This is a genomic window from Streptomyces sp. ISL-99, from assembly GCF_018614005.1.
GTDB lineage: Bacteria > Actinomycetota > Actinomycetes > Streptomycetales > Streptomycetaceae > Streptomyces > Streptomyces flavidovirens.
Map to the genome: position 1 here is coordinate 122,151 of NZ_JAGGPC010000038.1, position 24,947 is coordinate 147,097.

Below are 24,947 nucleotides of genomic sequence, written 5' to 3' on the forward strand. Positions count from 1 at the left end.
GGACAACGTTGTCAACTGAATAGAGACTGGCTCTGACCTGCTGCCCCCCTGCCCCGCCTGGAGATCCGACACCGATGCACACCGACCTCGTCGCCGCTCTCGACATCGGCGGCACCAAGATCGCCGGCGCGCTGGTGGACGGTGACGGCCGGATTCTCCTGCGCGCGCAGCGGCCGACGCCCGCCCGGGAGGACGGCGAGAGCGTGATGCGCGCCGTCGGCGCGGTCTTCGCGCAACTGACCGCCTCCCCTCTGTGGGAGCGCGCCACGGCCGTCGGCATCGGCAGCGCGGGCCCCGTGGACGCTTCCGCCGGCACGGTCAGCCCCGTCAACGTCCCCGGCTGGCGCGACTTTCCGCTCGTCGAGCGGGTGCACCGGGCAGCGGGCGGCCGACCGGTCACCCTCGTCGGAGACGGTGTGGCGATGACGGCCGCCGAGCACTGGCAGGGCGCGGCCCGCGGTTACGACAACGCGCTGTGCCTGGTCGTCTCCACGGGTGTCGGCGGCGGCCTGGTCCTGGACGGCCGGCTCCATCCGGGGCCGACGGGCAACGCGGGCCACATCGGTCACATCAGTGTCGACCTGGACGGCGACCCGTGCCCGTGCGGATCGCGGGGCTGCGTCGAACGGATCGCCAGCGGACCCAACATCGCGCGCCGGGCGCTCGACCAGGGCTGGCGCCCGGGACCGGACGGGGACGCCTCCGCCGCCGCGGTGGCGGCGGCCGCCCGCGCCGGGGACCCCGTCGCCGTCGCGTCGTACCGGCGGGCCGCCCAGGCCCTGGCCGCCGGCATCGCCGCCACCGCTACGCTCGTCGAGATCGAGATCGCCGTCATCGGCGGGGGAGTGGCGGGCGCGGGCGACGTACTTTTCACGCCACTGCGCCGCGCGCTGCGCGACTACGCCACGCTCTCCTTCGCGCAGCGCGTCAAGGTGGCCCCGGCCCTGACAGGAACCGACGCGGGCCTGGTCGGCGCGGCAGCCGCCGCCTCCCTCGGCGGGAAGCCGGACGAGGCGGCGACGTACGTCGGCCGGCCTCACGGCTGACGTCACGGCTGACCTCGCGTCAGGGGACTTGCGTACGGAGACACAGGACCTTGCCCGGGTCGTCCACGCCGTGCGAGCGTGTGCGCATGAACGGTGATCATGAGCGGGACGCGGCCCTGTCACAGGCCGTACGGCTGCGCGAGGACGGCCGGGCCGCCGAGGCCCGCGGACGCCTGGTGGCGCTGGCCGAGCGGTATCCGCAGGACGCCGAGATCGCCTACCAGACCGCGTGGGCGCACGACGTGCTCGGCCTGGAGAGTGAGGCCGTCCCCTTCTACGAACGCGCCCTGAGCGTCCCCGGCCTGCCCGCCGAGGACCGTCACGGCGTCTTCCTCGGCCTGGGCAGCACCTACCGCGTGCTGGGCCGCTACGAACCCGCTCTGCGGACCCTGCGCCGCGGCCTGGAGGAGTTCCCGCACGACCCGGCCCTGGAGGCCTTCCTGGCCATGGCCCTGTACAACACCGGCGAAGGCCGCGAAGCCGTACGGACGCTGCTCAGGGCACTCGCGGCCACCAGCGGCGACCCACGGGTGCGGGAATACCGCCGCGCGATCGAGCAGTACGCGGACGACCTCGACGCCATCGAGCAGCCCTAGCCAAAGCTAGCCCCGCCCCTGCGAGCCCGCTTCCGTCGCGCGCTGCACCACGACCACCAGGAAGGCGTCCGCCTCCAGGTCCATCACTACCTCCGCCGGGCACCCCTCCGCGCGCCGTGCCATGGCGAATTCCTCGGCCGGCCAGCTGCCCCTCGGGCCGCCGGCCGGGAACTGTTCCAACACCATGCGACTCATGCCGCACCCCGCTCCCATGCCTGTCGAACTCTTGCTCCCGTTGCCCCAACGAGACTCCGCGCACGGGCGTCACGGTTCCCGGATCCCGTCGGGGCACCCTCTCCTGTGGTTCGACGCCACCTGTGCCCCGCACCGTTGCCCCTGGCATGCAACAGCATCGGCACGGTTGTGTGCCCAAACGGTCGCGGGCACGATGCGGTGACCCCGGGTTTCCGCGGCAGGGTGTCGCGGGCAGGCCACAGGGGGCGACGGAAGAGGGGGAACCGTGATCGTCTGGATCAACGGTGCGTTCAGTGCGGGCAAGACCAGCGCCGCGCGCGAACTGATCGATCTGATCCCGAACAGCACCTTCTACGACCCCGAACTGATCGGCGGGGAACTGCGCAATCTGCTGCCGCAGAAGCGGCTCGCGGAGGTCACCGACTACCAGGACCTGCCCATCTGGCGCCGTCTGGTCGTGGACACCGCGGCCGCGCTGCTCGCGGAAGTGGGCGGCGTACTGGTGGTGCCCATGACGCTTCTGCGCCAGGAGTACCGGGACGAGATATTCGGCGGGCTCGCCGCGCGACGTATCCCGGTGTGCCATGTCCTGCTGTCGGCGGACGAAACGATCCTTCGCGGGCGGATCGACGCCCGCGAGGAGCTGCCTGACGACCCCGAAGGCAACGAGCGGGTACGGCAATGGGCGTACGAGCACATCGAGCCGTATCGCGCCGCGCTCTCCTGGCTCGCGGCCGACGCGCACGTCATCGACACCAGCGCGCTGACACCCGCCGAGACGGCCCTGCGGATCGCCGACGCCGCACGGGCGGGGGCCGCCGGCAGCTGCGAGATCGTGCAGACGCCCGAGCCGACCGCCGAGACCGTCGCGGCGGGTGTCCTGCTCTTCGACGAGGCCGACAGGGTGCTGCTCGTCGACCCCACCTACAAGCCGGGCTGGGAGTTCCCCGGCGGGGTCGTGGAGCAGGGGGAGGCGCCCGCGCGGGCGGGGATGCGTGAGGTGGAGGAGGAGACAGGGATAGAACTCGTCGATGTGCCGAGGCTGCTGGTCGTCGACTGGGAGCCGCCGCGGCCGCCCGCGTACGGCGGTCTGCGCCTGATCTTCGACGGCGGCAGGCTCGACAGCACGACGGCCGGCCGGCTGGTGCTGCCCGGCTCCGAACTGCGGGGCTGGCGGTTCGTCACCGAAGAGGAGGCCGCCGGGCTGCTGCCGCCGAACCGGTACGAACGGCTGCGCTGGGCGCTGCGGGCCCGCGAGCGGTCAGCCGTGCTCAACCTGGAGGCCGGAGTCCCGGTCGGCTGATGCCCGCAGAACGGCGGCCGTGCCGTCCGTCAGGGGATCACCGTGGCCGAAGCAGGCGATGGCGGGAGCGAGCGCCGCCAGCCGGCGGAACGTTTCCAGGGCGCGCTCACGGTCGGTGTTGAACACGCCCAGCATGACCTGGCCGACGCCCGCCACGCAGTCGCCCGTGAACAGCACACCGTGGCGCGGGAGATGGACGGCGATACTGCCGTCCGTGTGGCCGGGGGCGTGAACCACCCGCGCGCCGTCACCGAAGCCCAGCAGGTCGCCGTCCTCGGCCTCCCGGTCCACCCGGGTGGGCGGGGCCGGCGGCACGGTCAGCCCGTGGGCGTACAGCGGACGCTCCCAGTCCAGCAGCACGGGCTCGGGCACCGGCTGATCGCCGCGGATCACGGGCGCGTCGAGCCGGTGCGCGACCACTTCGGCGCCGTACCGCCCGGCCAGTTCCCCGGCGGCGCCGACGTGGTCGCGGTGGCAGTGGGTGAGAACGATCCGGCGGATGTTCTCCGGGCGCAGGCCCAGGCTCCGTATCGCCTCTTCGATGTCAGCGGCCGCATCCTTGTCGCCCGCGTCGATCAGGGTCAGCTCCTCACCGTCGCGCCAGAGATACGCCTGGCCGATGGGGAAGCGGAACATGTGCAGTCGTCCGGGAAGTACTTCCACGAGATCCATGCGGCGAACGTACGACGGGCCGGCCGCTCGCCGCCAACATCTACGCTGTCGGCGATCTCCGCTCAGCGCTTAACTTCCGTCGTACTACTCCTGCTTGGAGCGCGCGTAGTTGGCGAGGAACAGCGCCTCGGCGACGGACAGCCGCTCCAGCTCCTCGGGCGAGACGCTCTCGTTCACCGCGTGGATCTGCGCCTCGGGCTCGCTCAGCCCGATGAGAAGTATCTCGGCCTTCGGGTAGAGCGTGGCGAGCGTGTTGCACAGCGGGATCGAGCCGCCCATGCCGGACGTCTGCATCTCCTGGCCCGGGTACGCCACGCGCATCGCCTCGGCCATCGAGGTGTACGCCGGGCTGCTGACGTCCGCCTTGAACGGCTGGCCCTGGCCCACCTGCTCCACCGAAACCCGCGCCCCCCAGGGGGTGTGCGCCAGCAGGTGCGCGGTGAGCAGCTTCGTCGCCTCGGCGGCGTCCTGGCCCGGCGGCACCCGCAGGCTGATCTGCGCCCGCGCGCTCGCCTGGAGCGACGGCGTCGCGCCGACCACCGGCGGGCAGTCGATGCCGATGACGGTGACGGCGGGGCGGGCCCAGATGCGGTCGGCGACCGTGCCCCGGCCGATCAGGCCGACACCGTCGAGGACCCGCGCGTCCTTGCGGAACTCCTCCTCGGGGTACTGGAGGCCGTCCCACGAGGAGTCCGCCGTAAGCCCGTCCACGGTCGTCGAACCGTCTTCGGCGCGCAGCGAGGCCAGCAGCTGGATGAGCGCCGCCAGCGCGTCCGGGGCGGCGCCGCCGAACTGGCCGGAGTGCAGGTTGCCTTCCAGGGTGTCGACGCGCACGCGCAGCATGGTCATGCCGCGCAGCGTCGCGGTGACGGTCGGCAGGCCGACGCGGAAGTTTCCGGTGTCGCCGATGACGACCGTGTCGGCGGCGAGCAGCTCGGGGTGCGCCTCGGCGTACTGCTCCAGGCCACCCGTGCCCTGCTCCTCCGAGCCCTCGGCGATGACCTTCACCGAGACCGGGACGCCGCCGTTCGCCCTGAGGGCGCGCAGCGCGAGCAGGTGCATGATGAAGCCGCCCTTGCAGTCGGCGGCGCCGCGCCCGTACCAGCGGCCGTCGCGCTCGGTCAGCTCGAAGGGCGGCGAGAGCCACGCGGACTCGTCCAGCGGCGGCTGCACGTCGTAGTGCGCGTACAGCAGAACGGTCGGCGCGCCCACCGGTCCCGGCAGGAAGCCGTACACTGACTGGGTGCCGTCAGGAGTGTCGAGCAGCGCGACATCCTCGAACCCCTCCGCGCGCAGCGTGTCGGCGCACCAGAGCGCGGCCGCCTCGCACTCGCTCCTGGGGAACTGGGCGGGGTCCGCCACCGACTGGAAGGCCACCAGCTCGGCCAGCTCCGTCTTCGCGCGGGGCATCAGCGAGGCGATGGTCTCGGCGATCGGATGGGCGGTCATGGGCACGCTCCTCGTGAGTGCGACGTTGGGTTGTACGTGTACGTGCATGTGTTCGTACGGGGTGGCCGACAAGCACCGCCCGATCCTCCCACAGCGAGATCGGCGGCTCCTGCGCCGTAGGATGCGTCAGCAGTACGGACCACCGGGCGGATCAGGAGCAGAAGCACATCGTGAGCAGCGAGAACGCAGACGCCGGACGTGAGCGTGAAGAGCCGGTGTGGGACGTGGTCGTGGTCGGTGCCGGGCCCGCCGGGTCGTCGGCGGCATATGCGGCCGCGGTCGCGGGACGGCGTGTACTCCTCCTGGAGAAGGCGGAGCTGCCCCGCTACAAGACCTGTGGCGGCGGCATCATCGGGCCTTCGCGCGACGCGCTGCCGCCCGGTTTCGAACTGCCGTTCAGGGACCGGGTGCACGCCGTGACGTTCTCGCTGGGCGGGAAGCTGACGCGGACGCGCCGTTCGAAGCAGATGCTCTTCGGGCTCATCAACCGGCCGGAGTTCGACGCCGCGCTGGTCGAGGAGGCTCAGAAGGCGGGCGCCGTGGTCCGTACCGGAGTGACCGTGGCGCGCGTCGAGCAGCACGGCGCGGCCGTGCCGGACCGGCGCACGGTGGCCGTTGTCCTGGCGGGCGGCGAGACGGTGCTGGCGCGGGCGGTGGTCGGCGCGGACGGCAGCGCGAGCCGGATAGGGGCACATGTCGGCGTGAAGCTCGACCAGGTGGATCTCGGCCTGGAGGCCGAGATCCCGGTGCCGGAGACGGTCGCCGAGGACTGGGCGGGGCGGGTGCTCATCGACTGGGGGCCGATTCCGGGCAGTTACGGCTGGGTGTTCCCCAAGGGCGAGACGCTGACGGTCGGGGTGATCTCGGCGCGCGGCGACGGCGCGGCCACCAAGCGGTACCTGGAGGACTTCATCGCCCGGCTGGGGCTGGCCGGCTTCGAACCGGCGGTCTCCTCGGGGCATCTGACGCGCTGCCGCAGCGACGACTCGCCGCTGTCGCGCGGCCGGGTGCTGGTGTGCGGGGACGCGGCGGGTCTGCTGGAGCCGTGGACCCGCGAAGGGATTTCCTTCGCGCTGCGGTCCGGGCGGCTCGCGGGGGAGTGGGCGGTGCGGATCGCGGAGGCGCAGGACGCCGTGGACGCGCGTCGGCAGGCGCTGAACTACGCCTTCGCCATCAAGGCCGGACTGGGCGTGGAGATGGGTGTCGGGCGGCGGATGCTCGCGCTGTTCGAGCGGCGGCCGGGACTGTTGCATGCGGCCATAACCGGATTCCGGCCGGCCTGGAAGATGTTCGCCGGGATCACGCGCGGCTCGACGACGCTGGGCGAGATCGTACGTACGCGCCCTGTTGTCCAGCGCGCGCTCAGTGCGCTGGACAGGCCGTAGCCGGCCACTTCGCGCTCAGCCCTTGGCGGCGACGCTGATGCGGAAGACGGGGTGGTCGGGGGCGGCCGCCAGGAGTTCCTCGTCGGAGGATTTGGCGGTCACACCCTTGAAGTACTGGTTGACCTCCCAGCCCCAGCGCTCCAGGTAGGTGCGGAGCACCGGCAGCTTCTCGGTGTCGGGGATCTCCGTGGCGGTGAAGCTGCGGACCTGGCGGCCCACCTTGAGTTCGCCCCGGCCGGCGGCCCGCATGTTGCGGACCCACTGGGAGTGGCCGCGGGCGGAGACCAGGTACTGGGCGCCGTCGTGGGTGTGCGGGTTCACAGGGATGCGCTGCGTCCGGCCGCTCTTGCGGCCGCGGACGGACAGTTCGGCGGAGCCGAGCAGGCTGACGCCGTGGCGGGCGAGCCAGCCCACGGCGTTACGGCCTCCACCGGTCTGGGACTGGGACTGAGACTGAGATTGCGATTGCGAGAGCAGTGCTCTCGCTCGAGAGCAGTGTGCACGGAATCGGTGCTCCAAAGCAAGAGCAGTGCTCTCGTTGTTGGTCAGTGCTCTCCGACATGGCAAAATGCTCTTCCATGAGCACCACGCGCGGAGCCAGAGAACGAGCCCGGACCGAAGTGACGGCGGCCATCAAGGAAGAGGCCCGTCGGCAACTCGCCGCCGAAGGCGCCGCGAAGCTCTCGCTGCGCGCCGTCGCCCGCGAGCTCGGCATGGTCTCCTCCGCGCTCTACCGCTACTTCCCCAGCCGCGACGATCTCCTGACCGCCCTGATCGTCGACGCGTACGACGCCGTGGGCGCCGCCGCCGAGACCGCCCTCGCCCGCCGGCCCGCCCGAACCGTCGCCCACCCCGCCCGCTGGACTGCCGTCTGCCGGGCCGTACGGGCCTGGGCGCTGGCGCACCCCCACGAGTACGCCCTGATCTACGGCTCGCCCGTCCCCGGCTACACCGCCCCCACGACAACCGTCGGCCCCGCCTCCCGCGTCGGCCGGACCCTCATCTCCGTTGCACGCGACGCCCACCGGGACAACGGCCTCGCCGTCCCGCCCCTCGCCGCCGCCCTGCGCCCCGAGGCCGAGCGGCTCGCGGCCGATGTCGCCCCCGACCTGCCCCCACCCGTTGCCGCCGCCCTGGTCGCCGCCTGGTCGCAGCTCTTCGGGCTGATCTCCTTCGAGGTCTTCGGCCAGTTCAACCGGATCGTCGAGGACCGCGACAGGTTCTTCGACCACTCCGCCCTGACCCTCGCCCACGCCGTGGGCCTGATGGGCGGTCAGACCACGGGCGCCGTCCCCTTCGCCGCCCCCGACAGCAACGACGGATCCTGACGCAGCACCCGCTGGTGCGGTGAGCGCGGCGCCGGTCCCGGAGCTGGTCGTACCGGCCTACGCGTCGGAGCTGGTGCGTCCCGGCTGGCTGGGCCGAGTACCGGGCGCGCCGCGGTAACCCCACAGCACGTGCGCGACCCGCAGCACGAACACGACCGCCGCCAGTACGCAACCGGCCACCAGCATGACCTTGTTGAGGCCGGGCGGCGCGCCGAGGAGGTACCAGGGGGCGGCGACGGCGGCGAAGGTGACACCCGCGAGAACCGCCGCGCTCAGCACGGCGTAACCGATCTCGATCGTCATCGCGTCGCGCTGGGCCTGCGTCCTTGTCGCCATGCCACGAAGTGTCACAGCGTGTGCGGCCGACGGGCAAGAGACGACGGTCAGACGGCTGACTCCTCCCGCCACAGGCGGGCGAGCGCCTCGTCACCGGACACCGTGACCTCGGAGAGCGGGAGCCGGTTCCACAGCGCCAGATACAGCTGCTCGGCGGTGCCGCTCATCTCGCAGTCCGCGGTGTCGTGCGAGGTGCGGTCCGTGCGCGGCGGCCCGTCCGAGAGCCGCACCGTCCACACGTCGTCCGCGCCTGTCGCCCGTACGCGCAGGACGCGCGGCACCTCGGTGCGCACCCGGCTGCGGTCGCGGGCATGGAACCCGCGCAGCAGCTCGTCGATGCCGTCCGCCGCGAACTCCTGAGGCAGCGCCGAGAATCCGGTGCCGAGCGCCGACTCGGCGTCCACGCGGTGGATCGCCGTCTCGTGCGCCTGCCGCCGCGCCCAGAAGGCGAGCGGCGAGGGCGCGGGCATGAAGGTCCAGCACTCCAGATCCCCGGGTGCGGCCTTCAGCGCGGCCACCAGCAGGGCGTGCCCCTCCCGGAACCAGTGGAGCAGCGCGTCCGTGTCCAGGTCCGGCTCGCTGCCGAGGGCATGGGGCTCCACAAGCCCGCCCGCGATGTACGTCGTCGCCCACCGGTGGACCACGCCCGTGTGCCGCAGCAGGTCGCGCACGTGCCAGCCGGGGCAGGTCGGTACTTCGGCGCCGGTGCCCGCCTTTTCGGCGGCGGCGGCCATCAACTGGCCCTGTTCGTCGAGCGATTCAATGAATCCGGCTATCTCCATGCGGGAGATTGTGCCAGCCGCGTACGGCAACGGCCGGGCGCGTGCGGCGACGTATCAGGCCTGTACGGCGACGAGTCAGGCGTTACGGCGGCGGTCAGGCGCCCTTCGGGTGGGCGGGACCGGGCGACGCGCCGCGGAGCAGCCGGACGAACCAGCCGAGCGCGAAGGCCTGGATGAGCACGGAGAGCGGCAGGGCGGCGTACAGGAACCAGGCGGACTCGGTTACGCCCTCCCCGAACAGGTCGCCGCCGATGAAGAAGGCGAAGATCGTCGGCGCGCTGAGGAGGATCAGCCACAGCCCGGCGAACGAGGCGTCCTCGTGGGCCACGAAGAGGGTGTCGACCGTGACGAACACCGCGGCCGCCGCGACCAGTGCGAGGTAGACCAGTGAGGCGGGATTGCGGAACGTCAGGTGCGCGATGTCGCGCAGTCGTCGAGCGGTCATCGTGAACTCCCGTCCTGTGTGGTGCCTCCAGAGTGCGCCCGGGGAGCCGGGCGCCGCCTGAGTACGCCTACTCAGGTGCGTCCGTGGGACGACGCGTTGCGGGCCGAGTACCCCAGCAGCGCGGCGGCCGCGGCCAGCATCGCCACCGTCGTCAGCGCGACGGGCAGCGAGAGCCAGTCGGCGAGGAAGCCGATGGCGGGCGGCCCGATCAGCATGCCGCCGTAACCGAGCGTGGACGCCGCCGCGACACCGCTCGGGCCGGCCAGCGCGCCCGCCCTGGCGACCGCGACGGGGAAGATGTTCGCGAGGCCGAGCCCGGTCACGGCGAAGCCGAGGAGTGCGGCCCAGGTGGCGGGCGCGAGTGCCCCGAGCAGCATGCCCGCGGCCGCGAGCGAGCCGCCCGTGACGAGGGTGCGGGTCTGGCCGAGCCGTTCAAGCAGTGTGGTCCCGCTCAGCCGGCCCACCGCCATGGCCAGTGCGAAGAGGGAGTATCCGGTCGCGGCGACGCCCGGATGGGCGTGGAGGTCCTCCTGGAGGTGCAGGGTGCCCCACTCGGCGAGTGCCCCTTCGCCGTACGCCGTGCACAGCGCGATCGCGCCGAAGAGTGCGACGGCTTTACGTGCCGTTCCGGGGAGCGGTCGCGGACCGTTCCCCGGTGCCTCTGGGGAACGGTCCCGCGAACGTTCCGGGGTGGGCGCCGGGTGGCGGAGCAGCGTGGGACCCGCCGCGGCGGTGACGACGAGCCCGATGCCCGTCAGAGCCATCAGATGGGCGGGGGCGGGAAGGTGCGCCGCGACCAGGCCCCCGAGGCCGGCCCCCGTCATGCCGCCGAGGCTGAAGGCGGCGTGGAAACTCGGCATCACCGGGCGCCGCATGGCCCCGACCAGGTCCACGGCGGCGCTGTTCATCGCGACGTTGATGCCGCCGTACGCGACGCCGAACAACAGCAGCACGAGGCCGAGCGCGAGCGTCGAGTGTGTCTGTGCGGGCAGCGCGATGCTCAACGACAGCAGCACGCCGCAGGCCACGGTCACCGGGTGGCTGCCGAAGCGCCGGCACAACCGCCCGGTCAGCATCATCGTGATCACCGCGCCTCCGGACACCCCGAGCAGGGCGAGGCCGAGGTCGCTCGCGGAGGCCCCGGTCTGTTCCTTGATGGCGGGGATACGGACCACCCAGCCGGCGAAGAGGAAGCCGTCGAGGGCGAAGAACACGGTCAGCGCGGTGCGGAGGCGGGACAGGGAGGCTGCGGCGGTGTCTGCGCCCTGACCCCCCGGAACGGCCGTCCCTAGTTTGTTTAGTTGCGGCGCAAAGTCAGCATAGAGGCCACCCGGGATCCGTACAAGGCAGGTGGTCAGCGCCACGGGCGACCGGAGCCGGACCCGGACGATCTTCCCCGGCGTGGGAGACTCGGCCCCATGAACGGGAAGGCGACCACCATCAAAACGAGGCTGGAGAGGGGCCGGGGCGCGCTCGGGCCCGCCCTGGAACTGGTGCACACGGGACGGGCGCCCACCCGCGCCGTCCTCACCGCCGAGCTCGGCGTCACCAGGGCCACCGCCGGCGCGGTCGCCGCCGAACTGGAAGCCCTCGGGCTGATCCAGGTCGACTCCCGGCCGGGAGCGGCGGCCGGTTCGCAGGGCCGCCCCTCGCACCGGCTGGCCGTCAACGACTCGGGCCCCGTCGTCCTGGCCGCGCAGATCCACGCCGACGGTTACCGAGCGGCGCTGGTGGGCCTCGGCGGCCGTACCGTCGCGACCGCGCCCGGCTGTGAGACGGTCTCCGCCGACCCGGCGCAGGTCCTCGGAGCGGTGGTGGAGGCCGGCGCCGTACTGCTGCGCGAGAGCGGCCGCCGTTGCGTGGGCGCGGGTCTCGCCGTGCCGTCCGCCGTGGCAGAGCCGGAGGGCACGGCCCTCAACCCGCTACACGTCGCCTGGCCCGCCGGCTCCCCGGTCCGCGACATCTTCGCCGAGCAGGTACGCGCCGCCGGCATCGCGGGCCCCGCCTTCGCGGGCAACGATGTCAACCTCGCCGCACTCGCCGAGCACCGCCACGGCGCCGGCCGCGGCGCCCAGCACCTCCTCTGCGTCGCCACGGGCCACCGCGGCGTCGGCGGTGCACTGGTGGTCGACGGCCGCCTGCACACGGGCAGTTCGGGCCTCGCGCTCGAAGTCGGCCACCTCACGGTCAACCCCGACGGCCGCCCCTGCTACTGCGGCGGCCGCGGCTGCCTCGACGTCGAAACCGACCCGCTGGCCTTCCTCACCGCGGCCGGCCGCGACCCCGGCCCCGAGGTCTCGCTGCTCCAGCAGTCCCGCGAGCTGCTGCGCGGACAGTACGACGACCCTGCGATCCGGACCGCGGGCGAGGAGCTGATCGACCGCCTGGGCCTAGGCCTCGCCGGACTTGTGAACATCCTCAACCCCGACCGCATCATCCTCGGCGGCCTCCACCGCGAGCTGCTCGACGCCGACCCCGAACGGCTGCGCGCCGTCGTCGCCGACCGCAGCCTGTGGGGACGAAGTGGCGGCGTACCCATCCTGCCGTGCACGCTGGACCACAACAGCCTCGTGGGAGCAGCCGAGTTGGCCTGGCAGCCGGTACTCGACGACCCGCTCGGCGCGCTCGCGCTCTCGCAGGAGCCCGCATGACCGCGACGTACCCGCCCATCGAGCCCCGCGACGGCGCTCTCGCCCGGTTCACCCGGCCGCCGGTCAGCCGCTGAGCCACTGCACGCCGAACGCGCGCTCCGCGTAGCCCACGGCAATGCCATACCGCGCATCCCGTCGCGTGCTCTTGCGCCGTACGGGTGGGAACAGGTCCGCCGTTGCCTGCGGCTTGCGCCGCGGGCAACGGCCCCTGGTGGCGAGGCCCCCGCCTTCCCGTCAGCCCACTACGGCGGACCGGGCGGCGGTGGGCGCGTGCGTCTCCGGGATGACCTCGTGATCCGTCCCGGCGTGCGAGAACGGTCCGTCGGTCGTCGCTCCGTACACGGGGTACGGCGGCAGATCCGCGGCGGGAGCCGGCGTGGGCAGCGTGAACCACACGACCTTCCCGGCGTCGCCCTGCGGGCGTACACCCCAGCTCTCGCTGACCGCCTCGATCAGAGCGAGACCGCGCCCGCTCGTCTCGGACGCGCCGGCCGCACGGACTGTGGGCAGACGCGGATCGTGGTCGTGGACGGACACCGTCAGGCGGTCGAGCAGCAGCTCGATCTCCACGGTGCACATCTTGTCCGGCTCTGCGTGCCGGTGGACGTTGGTCAGCAATTCGGTGACGCCGAGCGCCGCCGGGTCTATCAAGGGATCCAAATGCCAGTAGCGCAATTGCGCCGAGATGATTCTGCGGACCTGACCGATCCGCGACGGCAGGGCCTGGAGCTCCACCGTGCAGTGCCTGCTTGGCTCGCTGATCACGGCTGCGACTCCCCGAATAGGTCCGGAAGAAGACGAAGAACGGATCCAGCAGTGGCTGTCTGCTGTTTGGTCCGGCGGGACTGGTTCTCAGCGTTACCGCCGGTGCACCCTGAGTGATGTGAGACCAGGGTCACCCGGCGAGTACGGCTCCGCAACTCGCATTCCATCAGTCCAGCGAATCCTGTACGCCGTGCACGTGGCGTACATCCTGTGCGCTGCGAACCGCTTCCAGGAACCGCCCGGCCAGTTCCTCGCCGTCCTTGCCGGGCCCGCGCTGACCCATGGTCAGCCGGTACCGGGTGCCATTGACCGTGGCCACCGTGCTGTCGTCCCCGGCGAACCACGGCCTCCCCGCGGTCACGGAGCCCAGGGGCGCACTGTCGATCTCCCGCCCGGTGCTCGTCAGCAGGACCAGCCTGCCGTCCTTGACCAGCACCTGGCCGGCCTTGGTCAGTGAGCGGGGCCAGCGCCCTATCCGTACGCCCGTAGCGCTGAACTCGGGCTCCGCCATTCCACTTCGCCCCCTTCGCGCAGGTGTCCTCTTCGCGCAGGTGTCCTGGTGGGCAGTCTGCACAAGGCCGGGCCCGCGCACCAGAGGCCCTCGATGATCGGCTGACGAGGCGGCGGGCCGCACCGCCCTCGGGTACCACCCCGTACCGCCCCGTCCCACAAGCGATCCCTATGGCTGCCCAAAGTCAACGTTTGTGCAGGTGAGAGGCTTAAGGTGGCAGCTGGGGGACCGGAGTCTCCGGGGCAGAACCAGACGGCTGCCCGGAGGCGCTACGACGAGGAGTGGCCCGCATGAGCACCACTGACCAGGCACGGACCGGCAGCAACGCCATGGCGACGATCGACGTGGACCGCAGCGATCCGGAATACCGGGCCTGGCTGAAGGAAGCCGTCCGCAAGGTCCAGGCGGACGCCAACCGCTCCGCCGACACGCACCTGCTGCGCTTCCCGCTGCCCGAGGCGTGGGGGATCGACCTGTACCTCAAGGACGAGTCCACCCACCCCACCGGTAGCCTCAAGCACCGGCTCGCCCGCTCGCTCTTCCTCTACGGCCTGTGCAACGGCTGGATCAGGCCCGGCAAGCCCGTGATCGAGGCGTCCAGCGGCTCGACCGCCGTCTCGGAGGCGTACTTCGCGATGCTGATCGGCGTGCCCTTCATCGCGGTGATGCCGCGCACCACCAGCCCCGAGAAGATCCGGCTGATCCAATTCCACGGCGGGCAGTGCCACTTCGTCGACGACTCCCGGAAGATGTACGAGGAGTCGGCCGCCCTCGCCGCCAGGACCGGCGGCCACTACATGGACCAGTTCACCTATGCGGAACGTGCCACCGACTGGCGCGGCAACAACAACATCGCCGAATCCGTCTACCAGCAGCTGAGGCTGGAGCGGTACCCGGAACCGGCCTGGATCGTCGCCACCGCCGGGACGGGAGGCACCTCGGCGACCATCGCGCGCTACGTCCATTACATGCAGTACGACACGCGCATCTGCGTACCCGACCCGGAGAACTCGTGTTTCTTCGACGGCTGGACCCGGAGCGACCCGGGTGCCACGAGCGATTGCGGTTCGCGCATCGAGGGCATCGGCAGGCCGCGCATGGAGCCGAGCTTCGTACCCGGCGCGGTCGACCGGATGATGAAGGTGCCGGACGCGGCGAGCGTGGCGGCCGTACGGGCGCTGGACCGGGCCATCGGCCGCAAGGCGGGCGGTTCCACCGGGACGGGGCTGTGGAGCGCGTTGAAGATCATCGCGGGCATGGTCGCGGAGGGGCACAAGGGCAGCGTCGTCACGCTGATCTGCGACCCGGGCGACCGCTACCTCGACAAGTACTACTCGGACGCCTGGCTCGCCGAACAGGGCCTGGACATCGCGCCGTACAGCGCCGCGATCGACCAGTTCCTGACGACCGGAGAATGGCCCTGCTGACTGTTACGCGGGCGTGGAAGCGAGCCGCCGGTCGAGGGCGCGCACCGCGTCGCGGAAGGCTCGTCCCAGGCCCGGCCGGCCGAGGCGCAGCGCCAGCCTGAGCGGCGCCGGTCCCGCCGCCGCGAAAGTCCACCGCACCCGTGTGCCCGGACCGGCAGGACCGGCCGGAGTGAGCCGCCACTCCTCCAGCAGCGCCCGTATCGCGGGAGCGTTGGTCACGTCGACACGGTAGGCGTACCGCTCGCCGGGCTCCGAGGCCAGGATCGTCTCCTGGAAGCGGACGCCGCCCTTGAGGCGCACTTCGCGCCCGGCGCCGCCCGCCGTGGGCCGGCACATCGTCACCGCGCCGAACCAGCCGGGCCAGCCGGTGACGTCCTCGGCGAGGGCCCGGTAGACGGCTTCCGGTGGGGCGGAGAGGCCGGCCGTGAAGACGAGGCGCGTCGGAGCGGTCCCGACGAAGTCGAGTTCCACAGGGCGGAGTCGGCGTGCCATGGGACGTGTACCCCCAGCGGTTCGGTGATGGACCGGGTCGTACACGGTAACTGACGCGCTGTCAGGTGTCTGCTGTCAGACGTCTGCGGAGCCGGCGTCCTCGGACCGGGACTCGCCCGCGACCACCAGGCCCGGCAGGTGTTCTGCCATCTCGTCACGGGCCTCGGCGGACAGCCCGCCGTCCGTCACCAGGGTGTCGACCTCGTCGAGCGTCGCGAACGAACTCAGGCCCACCGTGCCCCACTTGGTGTGATCCGCGACCACGACCACCCGCCGCGCGGACCGCACGAGACGACGGTTCGTCTCCGCCTCCGCCAGATTCGGGGTCGAGAGCCCCGCCTCGACCGAGATGCCGTGCACCCCCAGGAACAGCACATCGAAGTGGAGTGTGCGGATCGCCTGGTCGGCGACCGGACCCACCAGCGAGTCCGACGGTGTCCGTACGCCGCCGGTGAGCACCACCGTGGCCGCCCCGGGACGCGGCCCCTTCCCGCCGCCCGCCCGCTGCGCGGTGTGGAACACGTCGGCGACCCGCACCGAGTTGGTCACCACCGTCAGGTCCGGCACCTCCAGCAGGTGCTGGGCGAGCGCGTACGTCGTCGTACCGCCGGACAGTGCGATCGCGCTGCCCGGCACCGCCATCGCCGCGGCCGCCCGCGCGATGTCCTCCTTGGCGCTCAGCTCCAGGGCCGACTTCGCCTCGAAGCCGGGCTCGTGCGTACTCGCCTCGACCACCGGCACCGCGCCGCCGTGCACCTTCTCCACGACACCCTGCCGCGCCAGCGCGTCCAGGTCCCGGCGGACCGTCATGTCGGAGACGTTGAGCTGCCTGGTGAGCTCTTGGACCCTGACACCGCCGCGGCGTCTGACTTCGTCGAGGATCAAGGCACGACGCTGCTCCGCGAGCAGGTTCTGACTGTCGGTCACGGGCGGTCCGGTCCCTTCGTTCCGTGGTACGGGCCTGGGGATTGCTCATCCTCGCACGGGTGCGCGGAAGCCGGACCTCGGGGAGATTCCGTGAGATTCGGCGAGTGCCGTGTCGCGGCCGCCCATGATCCGGGATCCTTGAGCGGCCGCGCCGTGCGCGGAAGACGATTCTCCCGATCCTCCCACCACGAGAGCGAGCCACAGAAGTGCCCCCTGTCACACCGCCTCGCGACGACGACGGAGGAGCCGCGCTCGAACTTCTGGTCCACGGCGTCGGCGGCACCACCCCCCAGGACATGCTCGGCGATCCGCGTACGGTCCGGGTCACCGGCGACGAGACCGCTGCCGTGTACCGCCGTGCCGATGACGCCGAAGCGGAAGAAAACGCCGAGGGGGGCGGTGCCGAGCCCCGCGACCGGCCCGTCCCCGAGGCGTACGTCTGGTGCAACCTCACCTCCGGCAACGGCGCCCGCGCCCTGTGGCTGCTCCTGCTGCCCTTCATGGTCGCCAACCTCGCCCACTGGATGCAGCCCACCACCCGCGGCCTCACCAGGACCGTGCGCCTGTACGGAGTGCTGGTGCGGCTCCTCGCCCTCAGCCTCACCGTGCTGCTGATCGCCGCCGCCTGCGAGGTCGCGCTCGACCTCACCGCGTGGCAGTGCGCGGGCTCCCCCGGCTGCTCCGGCGACAGGTCGTGGCTCGGCTTCCTCTCCACCGCACAGGGCGGCTGGTGGGCCCAGCCGGGCCGGCGCCTCGCCCTGGCCGCCGTCGTACCCGCCGCGCTGACCGGCCTGCTCTGGTACCTGTCCAACCGCACCTGGAGCGCGTACGAGTCCCAGCGTCCCCTGCCCGCCGGCGCCGAGCCCGATCCCGACGAGCCGACGGCCCGCCCCGCCCTCGGCATGCCCGGCTTCTGGTACGGCCGCCGCCTCGTCGCCCGGCTGCGCGCCGCCCACACCGCCGCCGGGTTCCTCACCGTCGCCGCCGCCGTCGCCGTAGCGGTCGCCCGTTACGACCGGCGCGACTCGGGACCGCTCCCCGAAGCGATCGGCCGGCTGCTCGAACTGTCCCTGCTCGCCGGGGCCGCCCTGGTGGTGTGGGTGGTCTGCCGCAGGGGCCGCTGCGAAAGCCGCCTCGACGTGAAGCTCGACCGGGCCGTCACCACCCTGCTGCCCGGCTCCGCGTTCGCCCTGCTGGCCCTGACCTTGCTGTACGCCGCCTGGTCCCGCCCCGGCTGGGTCTCCGAAGGCCGGCTCCCGGGCGACCGTACCTTCGGCATCATCGCCCTCACCCAGGGCGGCCTGGTCGTCGCGCTCGCCGCCGTCGCGCTCGCCATGTACCGGAGGGTTCCCGACGCGCGTACGGCGATGCGCGGACTCGGCGGTCCCGCCACCGCCATGCTCGCCTGCGCGCTCGGCGGCGTCATGACCGGCGGCGTCGCCCAGCGCGTCGCCGACTGGCTCGACGGAGCGGGCACACCTGGGGAGCCCGGCGGCACCATCGCGGGGCCCCCGGTGCTGCTCACGTGGCAGGCCTCCGTCATCCCGCCCCTGCTCGTCGTCCTGCTGGTGATGGGAGCCTTCTTCGCCGTACGCACCTGGCGCTCCCGGCGGGCGATGGCCGACGACATCGAGGCGGAGTACCCGGACGCGGAGCCCGACATCGTACGCACGCGTCGTATCGCGAGGATCCGCGCCATGGCCGCACTCACCGACCGGGGGCCCGCGATCCTCGGTGTCACCTCGGGTGCCACCTTTCTGCTCGGAGCCGCCGCGCTCCTCGGTGCCTGGGTGACGGGGAAGGTGCCGGGCAGGGCCGCGTCGGGCACTGCCGACTTCGTCGCCTCGGCGGCGCAGGCCGCACAGGCGCTCGGCTCCTGGCTGATCGGCTTCGGCTTCATACTGTTCGTCACGTGGGGCCGCCGGGCCTACCGCGACCCCGCGGCCCGGCGGACCATCGGCATCCTCTGGGACGTCGGCACCTTCTGGCCGCGGGCCTCCCACCCCTTCGCGCCGCCCTGTTACGCCGAGCGGGCCGTGCCCGATCTGACCTGGCGGATGGCAAGCTGGACCGACCGTACCGGCGGACGGCTCGTCATCTCCGGCCACTCACAGGGCAGCGTGCTGTCGGCGGCAGCGGTCTGGCAGCTGCCGCAGCGCACCAGGCGCCGGGTCGCACTGCTCACGTACGGCTCACCGCTGGAGCGGCTGTACGGGCGGTGGTTTCCGGCGTTCTTCGGTCCCGCCTGTCTCGAAGCCCTGAGCCACGAGGTGCGGTGCTGGCGGAACCTGTGGCGCCGTACCGACCCCATAGGCGGACCCGTGCGCGTGAAGGGCACACAGGGGCCGGACGTGGACCGGGCGCCGCTCAAGGACCCGCTCGCTTACGGACGTACCAGGGAACAGCCGCTGCCCGCTCCCGTGCTCGGCCATTCCGAGTACCAGGCCGATCCCGCGTTCGACGAGGAAAGGACCGCGCTGCTCGACCGGCTGTCGCCGTGCGGGGTGCCCCGGCAGCGGCCCGACACGCCGCTTGATCAGGGAAGTTCCGGCAGGTCCTCGGGGTAGAGGAGGGTGAGGTCGTCCGTGTTCATCTCGGTGAGCCGGGCGACCCGTCCGGCATGCCGCTCCACCATCGACTCGAAGGTCTGGCGGGCGGTACGGCCGTTGCCGAACGCGGGTCCCTTGGGCAGCACGGTGAAGTACTTCAACAGCGCTTCGGCCGTTCCCGTACCGAGCCGGTACTCGTGCTCCTCGGCCTGCTGCTCGACGATCCGCAGCAGCTCCTCCGGCGCGTAGTCGGAGAACCTGATCGTGCGCGAGAAGCGCGAGGCGACACCGGGGTTCACGTTGAGGAAGCGCTCCATCTCCGCCGTGTACCCGGCGACGATGACGACGACCGCCTCCCGGTGGTCCTCCATCAGCTTCACCAGCGTGTCGATGGCCTCCCGGCCGAAGTCGCGCCCCGAGTCCTCCGGGGACAGGGCGTACGCCTCGTCGATGAACAGCACACCGCCGCGCGCCCGGTCGAACGCCTCCTGCGTACGGATGGCCGTCGAGCCGATGTGCTCGCCGACCAGGTCCACCCGGGACACCTCGACGAGATGACCGCGCTCCAGCACCGACAGCGAGGCGAGGATCTCGCCGTACAGCCGCGCGACCGTGGTCTTCCCGGTGCCGGGCGAACCGGTGAAGACCAGATGCCGGCGGACCGAGGCGGCCTTGAAGCCGGCTTCCTGGCGGCGCCGGCCGATCTCGATCATGTCGGTGAGGGCGCGCACCTCGCGCTTGACGCTCTCCAGGCCCACCAGAGCGTCCAGTTCGCCGAGCACGGCGTTCGGTGTACGGACCGGCTCCGCGTCCGGCAGAGGGGCCGTCACGGGCTCTGTGGCGCGTTGCCCGGGGACCGCGCCGAGCAGCCCGGTGGTCTGCGTCGCGGTCAGCACGGCGGCGGTCTGCGGAACCGACGCCCGTACGCCGCTCTCGTCGCTGGTGCAGTCCTCGACGAGCGGCCCGTCCTCGGCGAACTCGTAACCCCCGCGCGCGCAGCGCTCCGTACGGCAACGGGTGAGCGTCGTACGGCAGCCGTCGATCACATGGAAGCCGTAACCGCTGCTCCCCGTCACCCGGCAGCCGTGGAAGGTGCCGCGGCCCTCCGCGGAGACGTAGAAACCGGCCTCGGCGGGCGAGGTGACCGTGCAGCGTTCTATGCGCGGGTCGGCGCCCTTGGTGACGATGACACCGGTCTGCGCCCCGTCGATGGTGCAGCCGGAGAGTGTGCCGCCGCTGCCGTGGTCGCGGAACCACGCGCCGGTCGACGCCTCGCGGATCCGGCAGTCGTCGAGCTGCGCCGTCGCACCGTCGCTCACGGACACCGCCGTGTTGCGCACTTGGGACAGGTCGCTGTCGACGACATCGGCGCGCGAGCCCCGGTCGAGGACGAACAGCGCGTCCGGTACGTCGTGCACCCGGCAGCCCTCCAGAACCGCCGTCGCACCGTCGCTGATCCAGACGGCCGGATAGTCGCCCGTGCTGTCGTGGATCTCGCACTGGTTGGCGTCCACGCGCGTGCCGGGGTCCCACACGGACAGTCCGTTGCGGCCGAACCGGCGCACCGTGGAACGCGTGAGGGTGAGGACCGCACGCGAACGCAGGTCGATCGCGTTCTCCGGGATGTCGTGGATGTCGCAGTCGGAGAGCGTCAGTACGGCGTCGGTGTCGAGGGTGACACCGTCGGCCGAAGTGCGGTGCACGGAGCAGTCAGTGAGATGGGCCGAGGCCCGCGCGGCGACCTGTACGCCGGTGCCCTTGACCTCGTACACCTCGCAACCGATGGCCTCCAGGCCGCTGCCCTCGCCGTTCACGGACAGGCCCGCTCCCGAGGTGTGGTGGATACGGCACCGGTCCAGACGCGGGTGCGCGCCGCCGCGCACCGAGACGCCCGACTGGCCGGCCGCGACCACCTCGCACTCCTCGAACACCCCGCCCGCGCCCTCCAGTACGCCGATGCCGACGCCCGCCGGATTGTCGACGGTGCAGCGCCGCACGGTCGGCCGGGCCGCACCACGCACCTCGATGCCGACGGCGGAACGGGTCACGATGCGCAGATCGACGAGCTCGGGGGTGCCGTCCTCGACGAGCAGGGCGGGGGCGGCCGTGTCCTGTCCCTCGATGTGGAGGTCCTGGACCACGGCGGAGGCGCGCACGGTCAGCGCCACACCGTCGACGGGGGCGATCCGCACCGAGCCGGCCGTCCCCTCGGGGCCGCGCAGGGTCACGGCGCGCTCGACGACGAGGTTCTCCCGGTACGTACCAGGGGCGACGGTGAGCACATCACCGTCCCCCGCGGCCTCCAGGGCTGCGGCGAGGGAGGCGTACTCGCCTGTGCGGCGCCGCCACCGCGATGTGCCGGTGTGCGTCACCTGGACCGTGCCCTGTGCCATGGCGTTGCTGTGCCCCCACCCTGTGCAGACGTGCTGATGAACTGGCTGCTCCACCGTAGCGCGCGTGGGGCGGGGGAGTTGACCGGTCAGCCGTGCTCACGAACCTGCCGTGGACCCGCGCCGGGGCCGATTCCCCGACCGGGCTTTCAGCTCCCCGCGCCCGTACGTCCCCAGTCGGGGCCCGCCTTGGCCCATGCCTGGTCGAGCCGGGCGTACCGACGCAGTGTGAGCCGCCATACGACCAGGCGCCTGCCGCCCTCGAAGAGCGCCGCCGTCGCCGCTGCCGCACCGATGCCCGCGATGGCGGCGTGGGTGGAGGCCGTGGCGTCGTCCATGGGGCGGCTCACGACGGCGCCCCGTTCGTCGGTCCACACCTCGAAGCGGTCGCCGGGCCGTGCGGCCCGCTGGGTCGTCGTCACCGTCCCGGTGTGCCGCGTGCCGTCGTACGCCGTCCAGTTGGCCACGACCCGGGTGTGCGTCGCGCGCTCCGTGGAGATCTCGGGATCGGGAATCACGGTCGGCTCGGGAGCGGCCCGGACCACGAACGCCGTCGTCCGGTGGCGCTGCTCGTGCTGGACGCGCACCGACTCGCGCAGTGCCGCATGGGTGAGCGTGCCGCAGAGCCACCCCGCGGCCGGGGCGGCGAAGATGATCAGCAGCGCGACGGCGAAGGTCACCCACGCCTCGACAAGGTCGGTTGTGCGGCACAGGGGGCTGTGCCGTCGGCGCCACACCGCGACTGCCGTCCGCACCGTCCCGCACCCCCTTCCGCGTCAGCCTCTCCAACGCGTCGGCCGCCCCGGCGGGTTCCCACCGTCAGGAGGCCTATTCGAGGATTCTCACCGGATCGCCGACCTGGATGGTTCCGGTCGTCTCCGGTACGAGATTCTGTCCGAAGAGCAGCTTGTCGCCGGAGCGCCGGTGCCTGGCGAGCGTACGCAGAGGCTCCTTGCCGCGCTGGGCCGTCCGCTGATCGGTGGTGGTGACGACACAGCGGGCGCATGGCTCGGTGATCCGGAAGGTGACGTCGCCGATCGCGATCCGCTTCCAGCCGTCCTCCGCCCAGGGAGCCGTGCCGTCCAGGACGGCGTTCGGCCGGAAACGGGTCATCGGGAGCGGGCCCTCGTCGGCGTGGTCGCCCTGCGCGATGAGGGAGTTCAGGGCGTCGAGCGACGAGAGGGTGGTGACCAGCAGGGGATAGGCGTCGGCGAAGCTCACGGTCTCGCCGGGCCTGCCGTGCTTCGGGGCGACGGGACGGCGGCGCGCCGGGTCGTCGAGATGGACGAGACGCACCTCGGTGCCCAGAAAATCGCTGAACCAGGCGTGCGCTCCCGCGTCCGCCTCGACCGCCTCCACCTTGTCTTTCGGGAACTGCGCAACCGCCGTGCCCACCGGCTCGGGCACTGTCACGCTCCGCGGCTCGCGTCCGGGGGCGGACAGCCGTATCCCGCCGTCCGGCAGCGGCTCGGCGCGCGTGAGCGCGAGGCGCGGCTGCTGACGCTGCGTGACCACCTTGCCGGCCGGGTCGACCAGCATCCATCTGCGGTCCCCGGCCGGACCCCACGGCTCGACCCTCACCTCGCCCGGCGCGCACCCCGCCGCCGACTTGACCGGATAGACATGGACCGCGTGCAGCAGGTAATTCGGCATGCGGCCAATCCTGCCAGCCGGGTCGGACAGTCGTACGCCCGGTCAGTACCCCGGGCCCTGGTACTGCTGGTTGTACGGGTCGTCGTACGGGGTGGCCGCGGGCATCGGACGCGGCGCCGCGGGGCGCATCGCCTCGTACCCGGTGGCGGCGGCCTGGCGCGGCTGCTGCTGCTGGTACTGCTGCGGGCCGGGGTAGCCGCGCGGGCCCGATGCCTGCTGCGGGATGTACGGAGCGGGCGCGTGCTGGAGCGGCGCCGGCTGGGGCGCGGCCTGCTGCGGGTAGCCGTACGAAGGAGCGGGGGCGTAGTAGGAGGGCGCCGGGGGAAGTGCGGGAAGCGCCGCTGGGAGAGCCGGCAGATAGCTGTTTCCGGTGTCGTACGCCGCGGGCACCCGGATAGGAGCGATCTGGGGTGTGCCCCGCTCTGCGACGAGGGAGTCGTAGATCGGGGTGTCCGGGAAGGACGGGGCGGAGTAGTAACCGCCGCCGTAGGTGGCGCGGGGGGAGGTCATGGCACCTAAGTTAAGCCGAAGATGTTCTGGTTGGGGAGCCCGATAAGAGGGTTGTTTCACGAGTTAGGAGTGACGGCGGATCCCTAATCCGAGCGAACTTGGGAAAAACGGTCGCCGCGCGGCGTTGGGATCGTGTAAGGAGCGCGCTGGCCATGGGTTACCCGGGGTCGGTGGGTGATCTTGAGCCCGTCGTCGCGGGGCCCCGGAACGCGGGGGAATACGTTGGCCGTACACAAATCCTCGGACACCCGCAGTCGCGATGGGGGCGATCATGTCCATGCTTAAAGGAACCAATGTGCCGGTGCCGGCGCAGGCTGTGCGTATCGAATTGGGATGGCGTTCAGGTGCCGGTGTACCGGACGTCGACGCCTCCGCTCTCCTGCTGGTGTCGGGAAAGGTCCGTAACGACGCCGACTTCGTCTTCTACAACCAGCCCGCGCACGCGTCGGGCGCGGTACGGCACGACGGGAAGACGCCTGCCGGTGACGGTGTAACGGACACGCTTTCCGTCGACCTCGCGCGGGTGGAGGCCGCCGTGGAGACCGTGGTGGTGGCGGCCTCGGCGGACGGCGGCAACTTCGGGCAGGTGCCGGGCCTTTACGTCCGGGTGCTGGACGCGGCGAACGGCACGGAGATCGCACGCTTCGACAGCCAGGACGCGAGCGCCGAAACGGCCTTCGTCCTCGGCGAGCTCTACCGGCGGCAGGGCGCCTGGAAGTTCCGCGCCGTGGGGCAGGGCTACGACAGCGGACTCCAGGGGCTGGCCACGGACTTCGGCATCAGCGTCGACGAGCCCCAGCAGCAGGCTGCGGCAGCGGCACCGGCACCGCCCCCGGTCGCGGCTGCGGCGCCGGCCGCGCCCCCGGTCCCGCCGCCGTCCGCTCCCGTAAGCCTCAGCAAGATCACGCTCACCAAGGAAGCGCCGGCCGTCTCCCTGACCAAGCGGGGCGGCACCACGGGCATGATGCGCGTGAACCTCAACTGGGAGGTGCGCAAGCAGTTCAAGGGCTGGGCGGCCAAGCTCGGCAGGGCCGTCGCCATGCACGGCGACCTCGACCTCGACCTGTGCGCCCTCTACGAACTCACCGACGGGCGCAAGGGAGTCGTCCAGGCGCTCGGCAACGCCTTCGGCTCGCTGCAGCAGCCGCCGTACATCCAGCTCGACGGTGACGACCGCACCGGATCCGTGCGGACCGGCGAGAACCTGACCATCAACCTCGACCACCAGGACAAGCTCCGTCGCGTCGTCATCTTCGTCGCTGTCTACGAAGGGGCGCGTTCCTTCGCCGACCTGCACGCCACGGTCAACCTCACGCCGCAGAACGGAGCACCCATCGACTTCTCGCTCGACGAGTGCACCGTGCCGTCCACCGTCGCGGCGCTCGCCCTCATCACCAACGAGGGCGGCGATCTGACCGTGCGCCGCGAAGCGCGCTATCTCGTACCCGAACGCGGTGTCAGCCCCCAGCGCACCATCGACCACGCCTACGGGTGGGGCATGAACTGGTCGCCCGGCAGGAAGTGACCTCCGGCGG

Annotated in this window: 25 protein-coding genes; 9 read left to right on the forward strand and 16 right to left on the reverse strand. The window is 72.0% G+C overall.

Annotation, left to right across the window (positions count from 1 at the left end; all coding sequences use genetic code 11):
- The first annotated feature begins 74 nt into the window (after positions 1-74).
- Both J7E91_RS23315 and J7E91_RS23320 read left to right on the forward strand, forming a co-directional pair.
- Positions 75-1,046: an ROK family protein gene (locus J7E91_RS23315; protein ID WP_214907962.1), complete on the forward strand. Its 972-nt coding sequence runs from the start codon at positions 75-77 to the stop codon at positions 1,044-1,046.
- Between the two features lie 86 nt (positions 1,047-1,132).
- Positions 1,133-1,642 carry a tetratricopeptide repeat protein gene (locus J7E91_RS23320; protein WP_214907964.1) on the forward strand — a complete coding sequence of 170 codons (510 nt, stop codon included), beginning with the start codon at positions 1,133-1,135 and terminating at the stop codon, positions 1,640-1,642.
- Positions 1,643-1,648: 6 nt separating this feature from the next.
- Here the strand turns inward: J7E91_RS23320 and J7E91_RS23325 are convergent, their stop codons facing one another.
- Entirely contained in the window at positions 1,649-1,837 is a 189-nt protein-coding gene (locus J7E91_RS23325; protein ID WP_028811944.1) for a hypothetical protein, read from the reverse strand.
- A 265-nt stretch (positions 1,838-2,102) separates the two neighbouring features.
- Here J7E91_RS23325 and J7E91_RS23330 point away from each other — a divergent pair, with 265 nt between their 5' ends.
- A complete protein-coding gene (locus J7E91_RS23330; protein ID WP_214907967.1) occupies positions 2,103-3,140 on the forward strand; it encodes an NUDIX hydrolase in 1,038 nt (345 codons plus the stop codon).
- Here the strand turns inward: J7E91_RS23330 and J7E91_RS23335 are convergent.
- Together J7E91_RS23335 and J7E91_RS23340 are read right to left on the reverse strand one after the other, a co-directional pair.
- Positions 3,099-3,812 (reverse strand): MBL fold metallo-hydrolase, encoded by a 714-nt coding sequence (locus J7E91_RS23335; protein WP_214907969.1) that lies wholly within the window; start codon positions 3,810-3,812, stop codon positions 3,099-3,101. The genes J7E91_RS23330 and J7E91_RS23335 overlap by 42 nt on opposite strands.
- 84 nt (positions 3,813-3,896) lie before the next feature.
- On the reverse strand, positions 3,897-5,261 hold the full coding sequence (locus J7E91_RS23340) for a dipeptidase (RefSeq protein WP_214907971.1): 1,365 nt from the start codon (positions 5,259-5,261) through the stop codon (positions 3,897-3,899).
- Between the two features lie 170 nt (positions 5,262-5,431).
- On the opposite strand from J7E91_RS23340, the gene J7E91_RS23345 reads away from it, so the two are divergent.
- Positions 5,432-6,646: a geranylgeranyl reductase family protein gene (locus J7E91_RS23345; protein WP_214907973.1), complete on the forward strand. Its 1,215-nt coding sequence runs from the start codon at positions 5,432-5,434 to the stop codon at positions 6,644-6,646.
- A 15-nt stretch (positions 6,647-6,661) separates the two neighbouring features.
- Here the strand turns inward: J7E91_RS23345 and J7E91_RS23350 are convergent, their stop codons facing one another.
- Positions 6,662-7,060: a nitroreductase family deazaflavin-dependent oxidoreductase gene (locus J7E91_RS23350; RefSeq protein ID WP_308376956.1), complete on the reverse strand. Its 399-nt coding sequence runs from the start codon at positions 7,058-7,060 to the stop codon at positions 6,662-6,664.
- A 164-nt stretch (positions 7,061-7,224) separates the two neighbouring features.
- Between J7E91_RS23350 and J7E91_RS23355 the strand changes: the two genes are divergently transcribed.
- Entirely contained in the window at positions 7,225-7,974 is a 750-nt protein-coding gene (locus J7E91_RS23355) for a TetR/AcrR family transcriptional regulator (RefSeq protein WP_214907975.1), read from the forward strand.
- A 57-nt stretch (positions 7,975-8,031) separates the two neighbouring features.
- Here J7E91_RS23355 and J7E91_RS23360 read toward each other — a convergent pair whose 3' ends face one another.
- The 4 genes from J7E91_RS23360 to J7E91_RS23375 all read right to left on the reverse strand — a co-directional run bounded on the left by J7E91_RS23360 (position 8,032) and on the right by J7E91_RS23375 (position 10,874).
- Entirely contained in the window at positions 8,032-8,310 is a 279-nt protein-coding gene (locus tag J7E91_RS23360) for a DUF6332 family protein (protein WP_214907977.1), read from the reverse strand.
- Positions 8,311-8,357: 47 nt separating this feature from the next.
- Positions 8,358-9,092, reverse strand: coding sequence for a maleylpyruvate isomerase family mycothiol-dependent enzyme (locus J7E91_RS23365; protein ID WP_214907979.1), 735 nt, complete (start codon positions 9,090-9,092; stop codon positions 8,358-8,360).
- A gap of 94 nt (positions 9,093-9,186) precedes the next feature.
- Positions 9,187-9,537, reverse strand: a complete 351-nt coding sequence (locus J7E91_RS23370) for an SCO4225 family membrane protein (RefSeq protein WP_214907981.1) — start codon at positions 9,535-9,537, stop codon at positions 9,187-9,189.
- A 71-nt stretch (positions 9,538-9,608) separates the two neighbouring features.
- The gene (locus tag J7E91_RS23375; protein ID WP_214908182.1) at positions 9,609-10,874 is read right to left on the reverse strand and encodes an MFS transporter; all 1,266 of its coding nucleotides are present in this window, start codon (positions 10,872-10,874) and stop codon (positions 9,609-9,611) included.
- An 81-nt stretch (positions 10,875-10,955) separates the two neighbouring features.
- On the opposite strand from J7E91_RS23375, the gene J7E91_RS23380 reads away from it, so the two are divergent.
- The gene (locus J7E91_RS23380; protein WP_214907983.1) at positions 10,956-12,188 is read left to right on the forward strand and encodes an ROK family protein; all 1,233 of its coding nucleotides are present in this window, start codon (positions 10,956-10,958) and stop codon (positions 12,186-12,188) included.
- 234 nt (positions 12,189-12,422) lie between these two features.
- Here the strand turns inward: J7E91_RS23380 and J7E91_RS23385 are convergent, their stop codons facing one another.
- Entirely contained in the window at positions 12,423-12,953 is a 531-nt protein-coding gene (locus J7E91_RS23385; protein ID WP_214907985.1) for an ATP-binding protein, read from the reverse strand.
- Between the two features lie 166 nt (positions 12,954-13,119).
- Entirely contained in the window at positions 13,120-13,464 is a 345-nt protein-coding gene (locus tag J7E91_RS23390) for a hypothetical protein (protein ID WP_214907987.1), read from the reverse strand.
- Between the two features lie 290 nt (positions 13,465-13,754).
- On the opposite strand from J7E91_RS23390, the gene J7E91_RS23395 reads away from it, so the two are divergent.
- Complete coding sequence (locus J7E91_RS23395; RefSeq protein ID WP_214907989.1) at positions 13,755-14,891, forward strand: PLP-dependent cysteine synthase family protein; 1,137 nt, start codon at positions 13,755-13,757, stop codon at positions 14,889-14,891.
- Between the two features lie 3 nt (positions 14,892-14,894).
- Here J7E91_RS23395 and J7E91_RS23400 read toward each other — a convergent pair whose 3' ends face one another.
- Positions 14,895-15,383, reverse strand: coding sequence for an SRPBCC family protein (locus J7E91_RS23400; RefSeq protein ID WP_214907991.1), 489 nt, complete (start codon positions 15,381-15,383; stop codon positions 14,895-14,897).
- A 75-nt stretch (positions 15,384-15,458) separates the two neighbouring features.
- Positions 15,459-16,310, reverse strand: a complete 852-nt coding sequence (locus J7E91_RS23405; protein ID WP_214907993.1) for a DeoR/GlpR family DNA-binding transcription regulator — start codon at positions 16,308-16,310, stop codon at positions 15,459-15,461.
- A 167-nt stretch (positions 16,311-16,477) separates the two neighbouring features.
- Between J7E91_RS23405 and J7E91_RS23410 the strand changes: the two genes are divergently transcribed.
- Positions 16,478-18,877 carry a hypothetical protein gene (locus J7E91_RS23410; RefSeq protein WP_374224773.1) on the forward strand — a complete coding sequence of 800 codons (2,400 nt, stop codon included), beginning with the start codon at positions 16,478-16,480 and terminating at the stop codon, positions 18,875-18,877.
- Here J7E91_RS23410 and J7E91_RS23415 read toward each other — a convergent pair.
- The 4 genes from J7E91_RS23415 to J7E91_RS23430 form a co-directional block, all read right to left on the reverse strand.
- Positions 18,847-21,252, reverse strand: a complete 2,406-nt coding sequence (locus J7E91_RS23415; RefSeq protein ID WP_214907997.1) for a right-handed parallel beta-helix repeat-containing protein — start codon at positions 21,250-21,252, stop codon at positions 18,847-18,849. The genes J7E91_RS23410 and J7E91_RS23415 overlap by 31 nt on opposite strands.
- Positions 21,253-21,398: 146 nt before the next feature.
- Positions 21,399-22,004: a hypothetical protein gene (locus J7E91_RS23420; protein WP_214907999.1), complete on the reverse strand. Its 606-nt coding sequence runs from the start codon at positions 22,002-22,004 to the stop codon at positions 21,399-21,401.
- Positions 22,005-22,077: 73 nt separating this feature from the next.
- A complete protein-coding gene (locus J7E91_RS23425) occupies positions 22,078-22,902 on the reverse strand; it encodes an MOSC domain-containing protein (RefSeq protein ID WP_214908002.1) in 825 nt (274 codons plus the stop codon).
- A gap of 42 nt (positions 22,903-22,944) precedes the next feature.
- Complete coding sequence (locus tag J7E91_RS23430) at positions 22,945-23,412, reverse strand: DUF6643 family protein (protein ID WP_214908004.1); 468 nt, start codon at positions 23,410-23,412, stop codon at positions 22,945-22,947.
- Positions 23,413-23,683: 271 nt separating this feature from the next.
- Here J7E91_RS23430 and J7E91_RS23435 point away from each other — a divergent pair, with 271 nt between their 5' ends.
- Positions 23,684-24,937, forward strand: coding sequence for a TerD family protein (locus J7E91_RS23435; RefSeq protein ID WP_251016118.1), 1,254 nt, complete (start codon positions 23,684-23,686; stop codon positions 24,935-24,937).
- Positions 24,938-24,947: the final 10 nt, after the last annotated feature.

Excerpts from the sequence above, each read along its gene's own strand:
- J7E91_RS23340 (WP_214907971.1), bottom strand. The coding sequence starts at position 5,261 with ATGACCGCCCATCCGATCGCCGAGACCATCGCCTCGCTGATGCCCCGC.
- J7E91_RS23365 (WP_214907979.1), bottom strand. The coding sequence starts at position 9,092 with ATGGAGATAGCCGGATTCATTGAATCGCTCGACGAACAGGGCCAGTTG.
- J7E91_RS23415 (WP_214907997.1), bottom strand. The coding sequence starts at position 21,252 with ATGGCACAGGGCACGGTCCAGGTGACGCACACCGGCACATCGCGGTGG.
- J7E91_RS23325 (WP_028811944.1), bottom strand. The coding sequence starts at position 1,837 with ATGAGTCGCATGGTGTTGGAACAGTTCCCGGCCGGCGGCCCGAGGGGC.
- J7E91_RS23335 (WP_214907969.1), bottom strand. The coding sequence starts at position 3,812 with ATGGATCTCGTGGAAGTACTTCCCGGACGACTGCACATGTTCCGCTTC.
- J7E91_RS23435 (WP_251016118.1), top strand. The coding sequence starts at position 23,684 with ATGTCCATGCTTAAAGGAACCAATGTGCCGGTGCCGGCGCAGGCTGTG.
- J7E91_RS23395 (WP_214907989.1), top strand. The coding sequence starts at position 13,755 with ATGAGCACCACTGACCAGGCACGGACCGGCAGCAACGCCATGGCGACG.
- J7E91_RS23430 (WP_214908004.1), bottom strand. The coding sequence starts at position 23,412 with ATGACCTCCCCCCGCGCCACCTACGGCGGCGGTTACTACTCCGCCCCG.
- J7E91_RS23400 (WP_214907991.1), bottom strand. The coding sequence starts at position 15,383 with ATGGCACGCCGACTCCGCCCTGTGGAACTCGACTTCGTCGGGACCGCT.
- J7E91_RS23370 (WP_214907981.1), bottom strand. The coding sequence starts at position 9,537 with ATGACCGCTCGACGACTGCGCGACATCGCGCACCTGACGTTCCGCAAT.
- J7E91_RS23320 (WP_214907964.1), top strand. The coding sequence starts at position 1,133 with ATGAACGGTGATCATGAGCGGGACGCGGCCCTGTCACAGGCCGTACGG.
- J7E91_RS23360 (WP_214907977.1), bottom strand. The coding sequence starts at position 8,310 with ATGGCGACAAGGACGCAGGCCCAGCGCGACGCGATGACGATCGAGATC.
- J7E91_RS23380 (WP_214907983.1), top strand. The coding sequence starts at position 10,956 with ATGAACGGGAAGGCGACCACCATCAAAACGAGGCTGGAGAGGGGCCGG.
- J7E91_RS23425 (WP_214908002.1), bottom strand. The coding sequence starts at position 22,902 with ATGCCGAATTACCTGCTGCACGCGGTCCATGTCTATCCGGTCAAGTCG.
- J7E91_RS23355 (WP_214907975.1), top strand. The coding sequence starts at position 7,225 with ATGAGCACCACGCGCGGAGCCAGAGAACGAGCCCGGACCGAAGTGACG.
- J7E91_RS23390 (WP_214907987.1), bottom strand. The coding sequence starts at position 13,464 with ATGGCGGAGCCCGAGTTCAGCGCTACGGGCGTACGGATAGGGCGCTGG.
- J7E91_RS23315 (WP_214907962.1), top strand. The coding sequence starts at position 75 with ATGCACACCGACCTCGTCGCCGCTCTCGACATCGGCGGCACCAAGATC.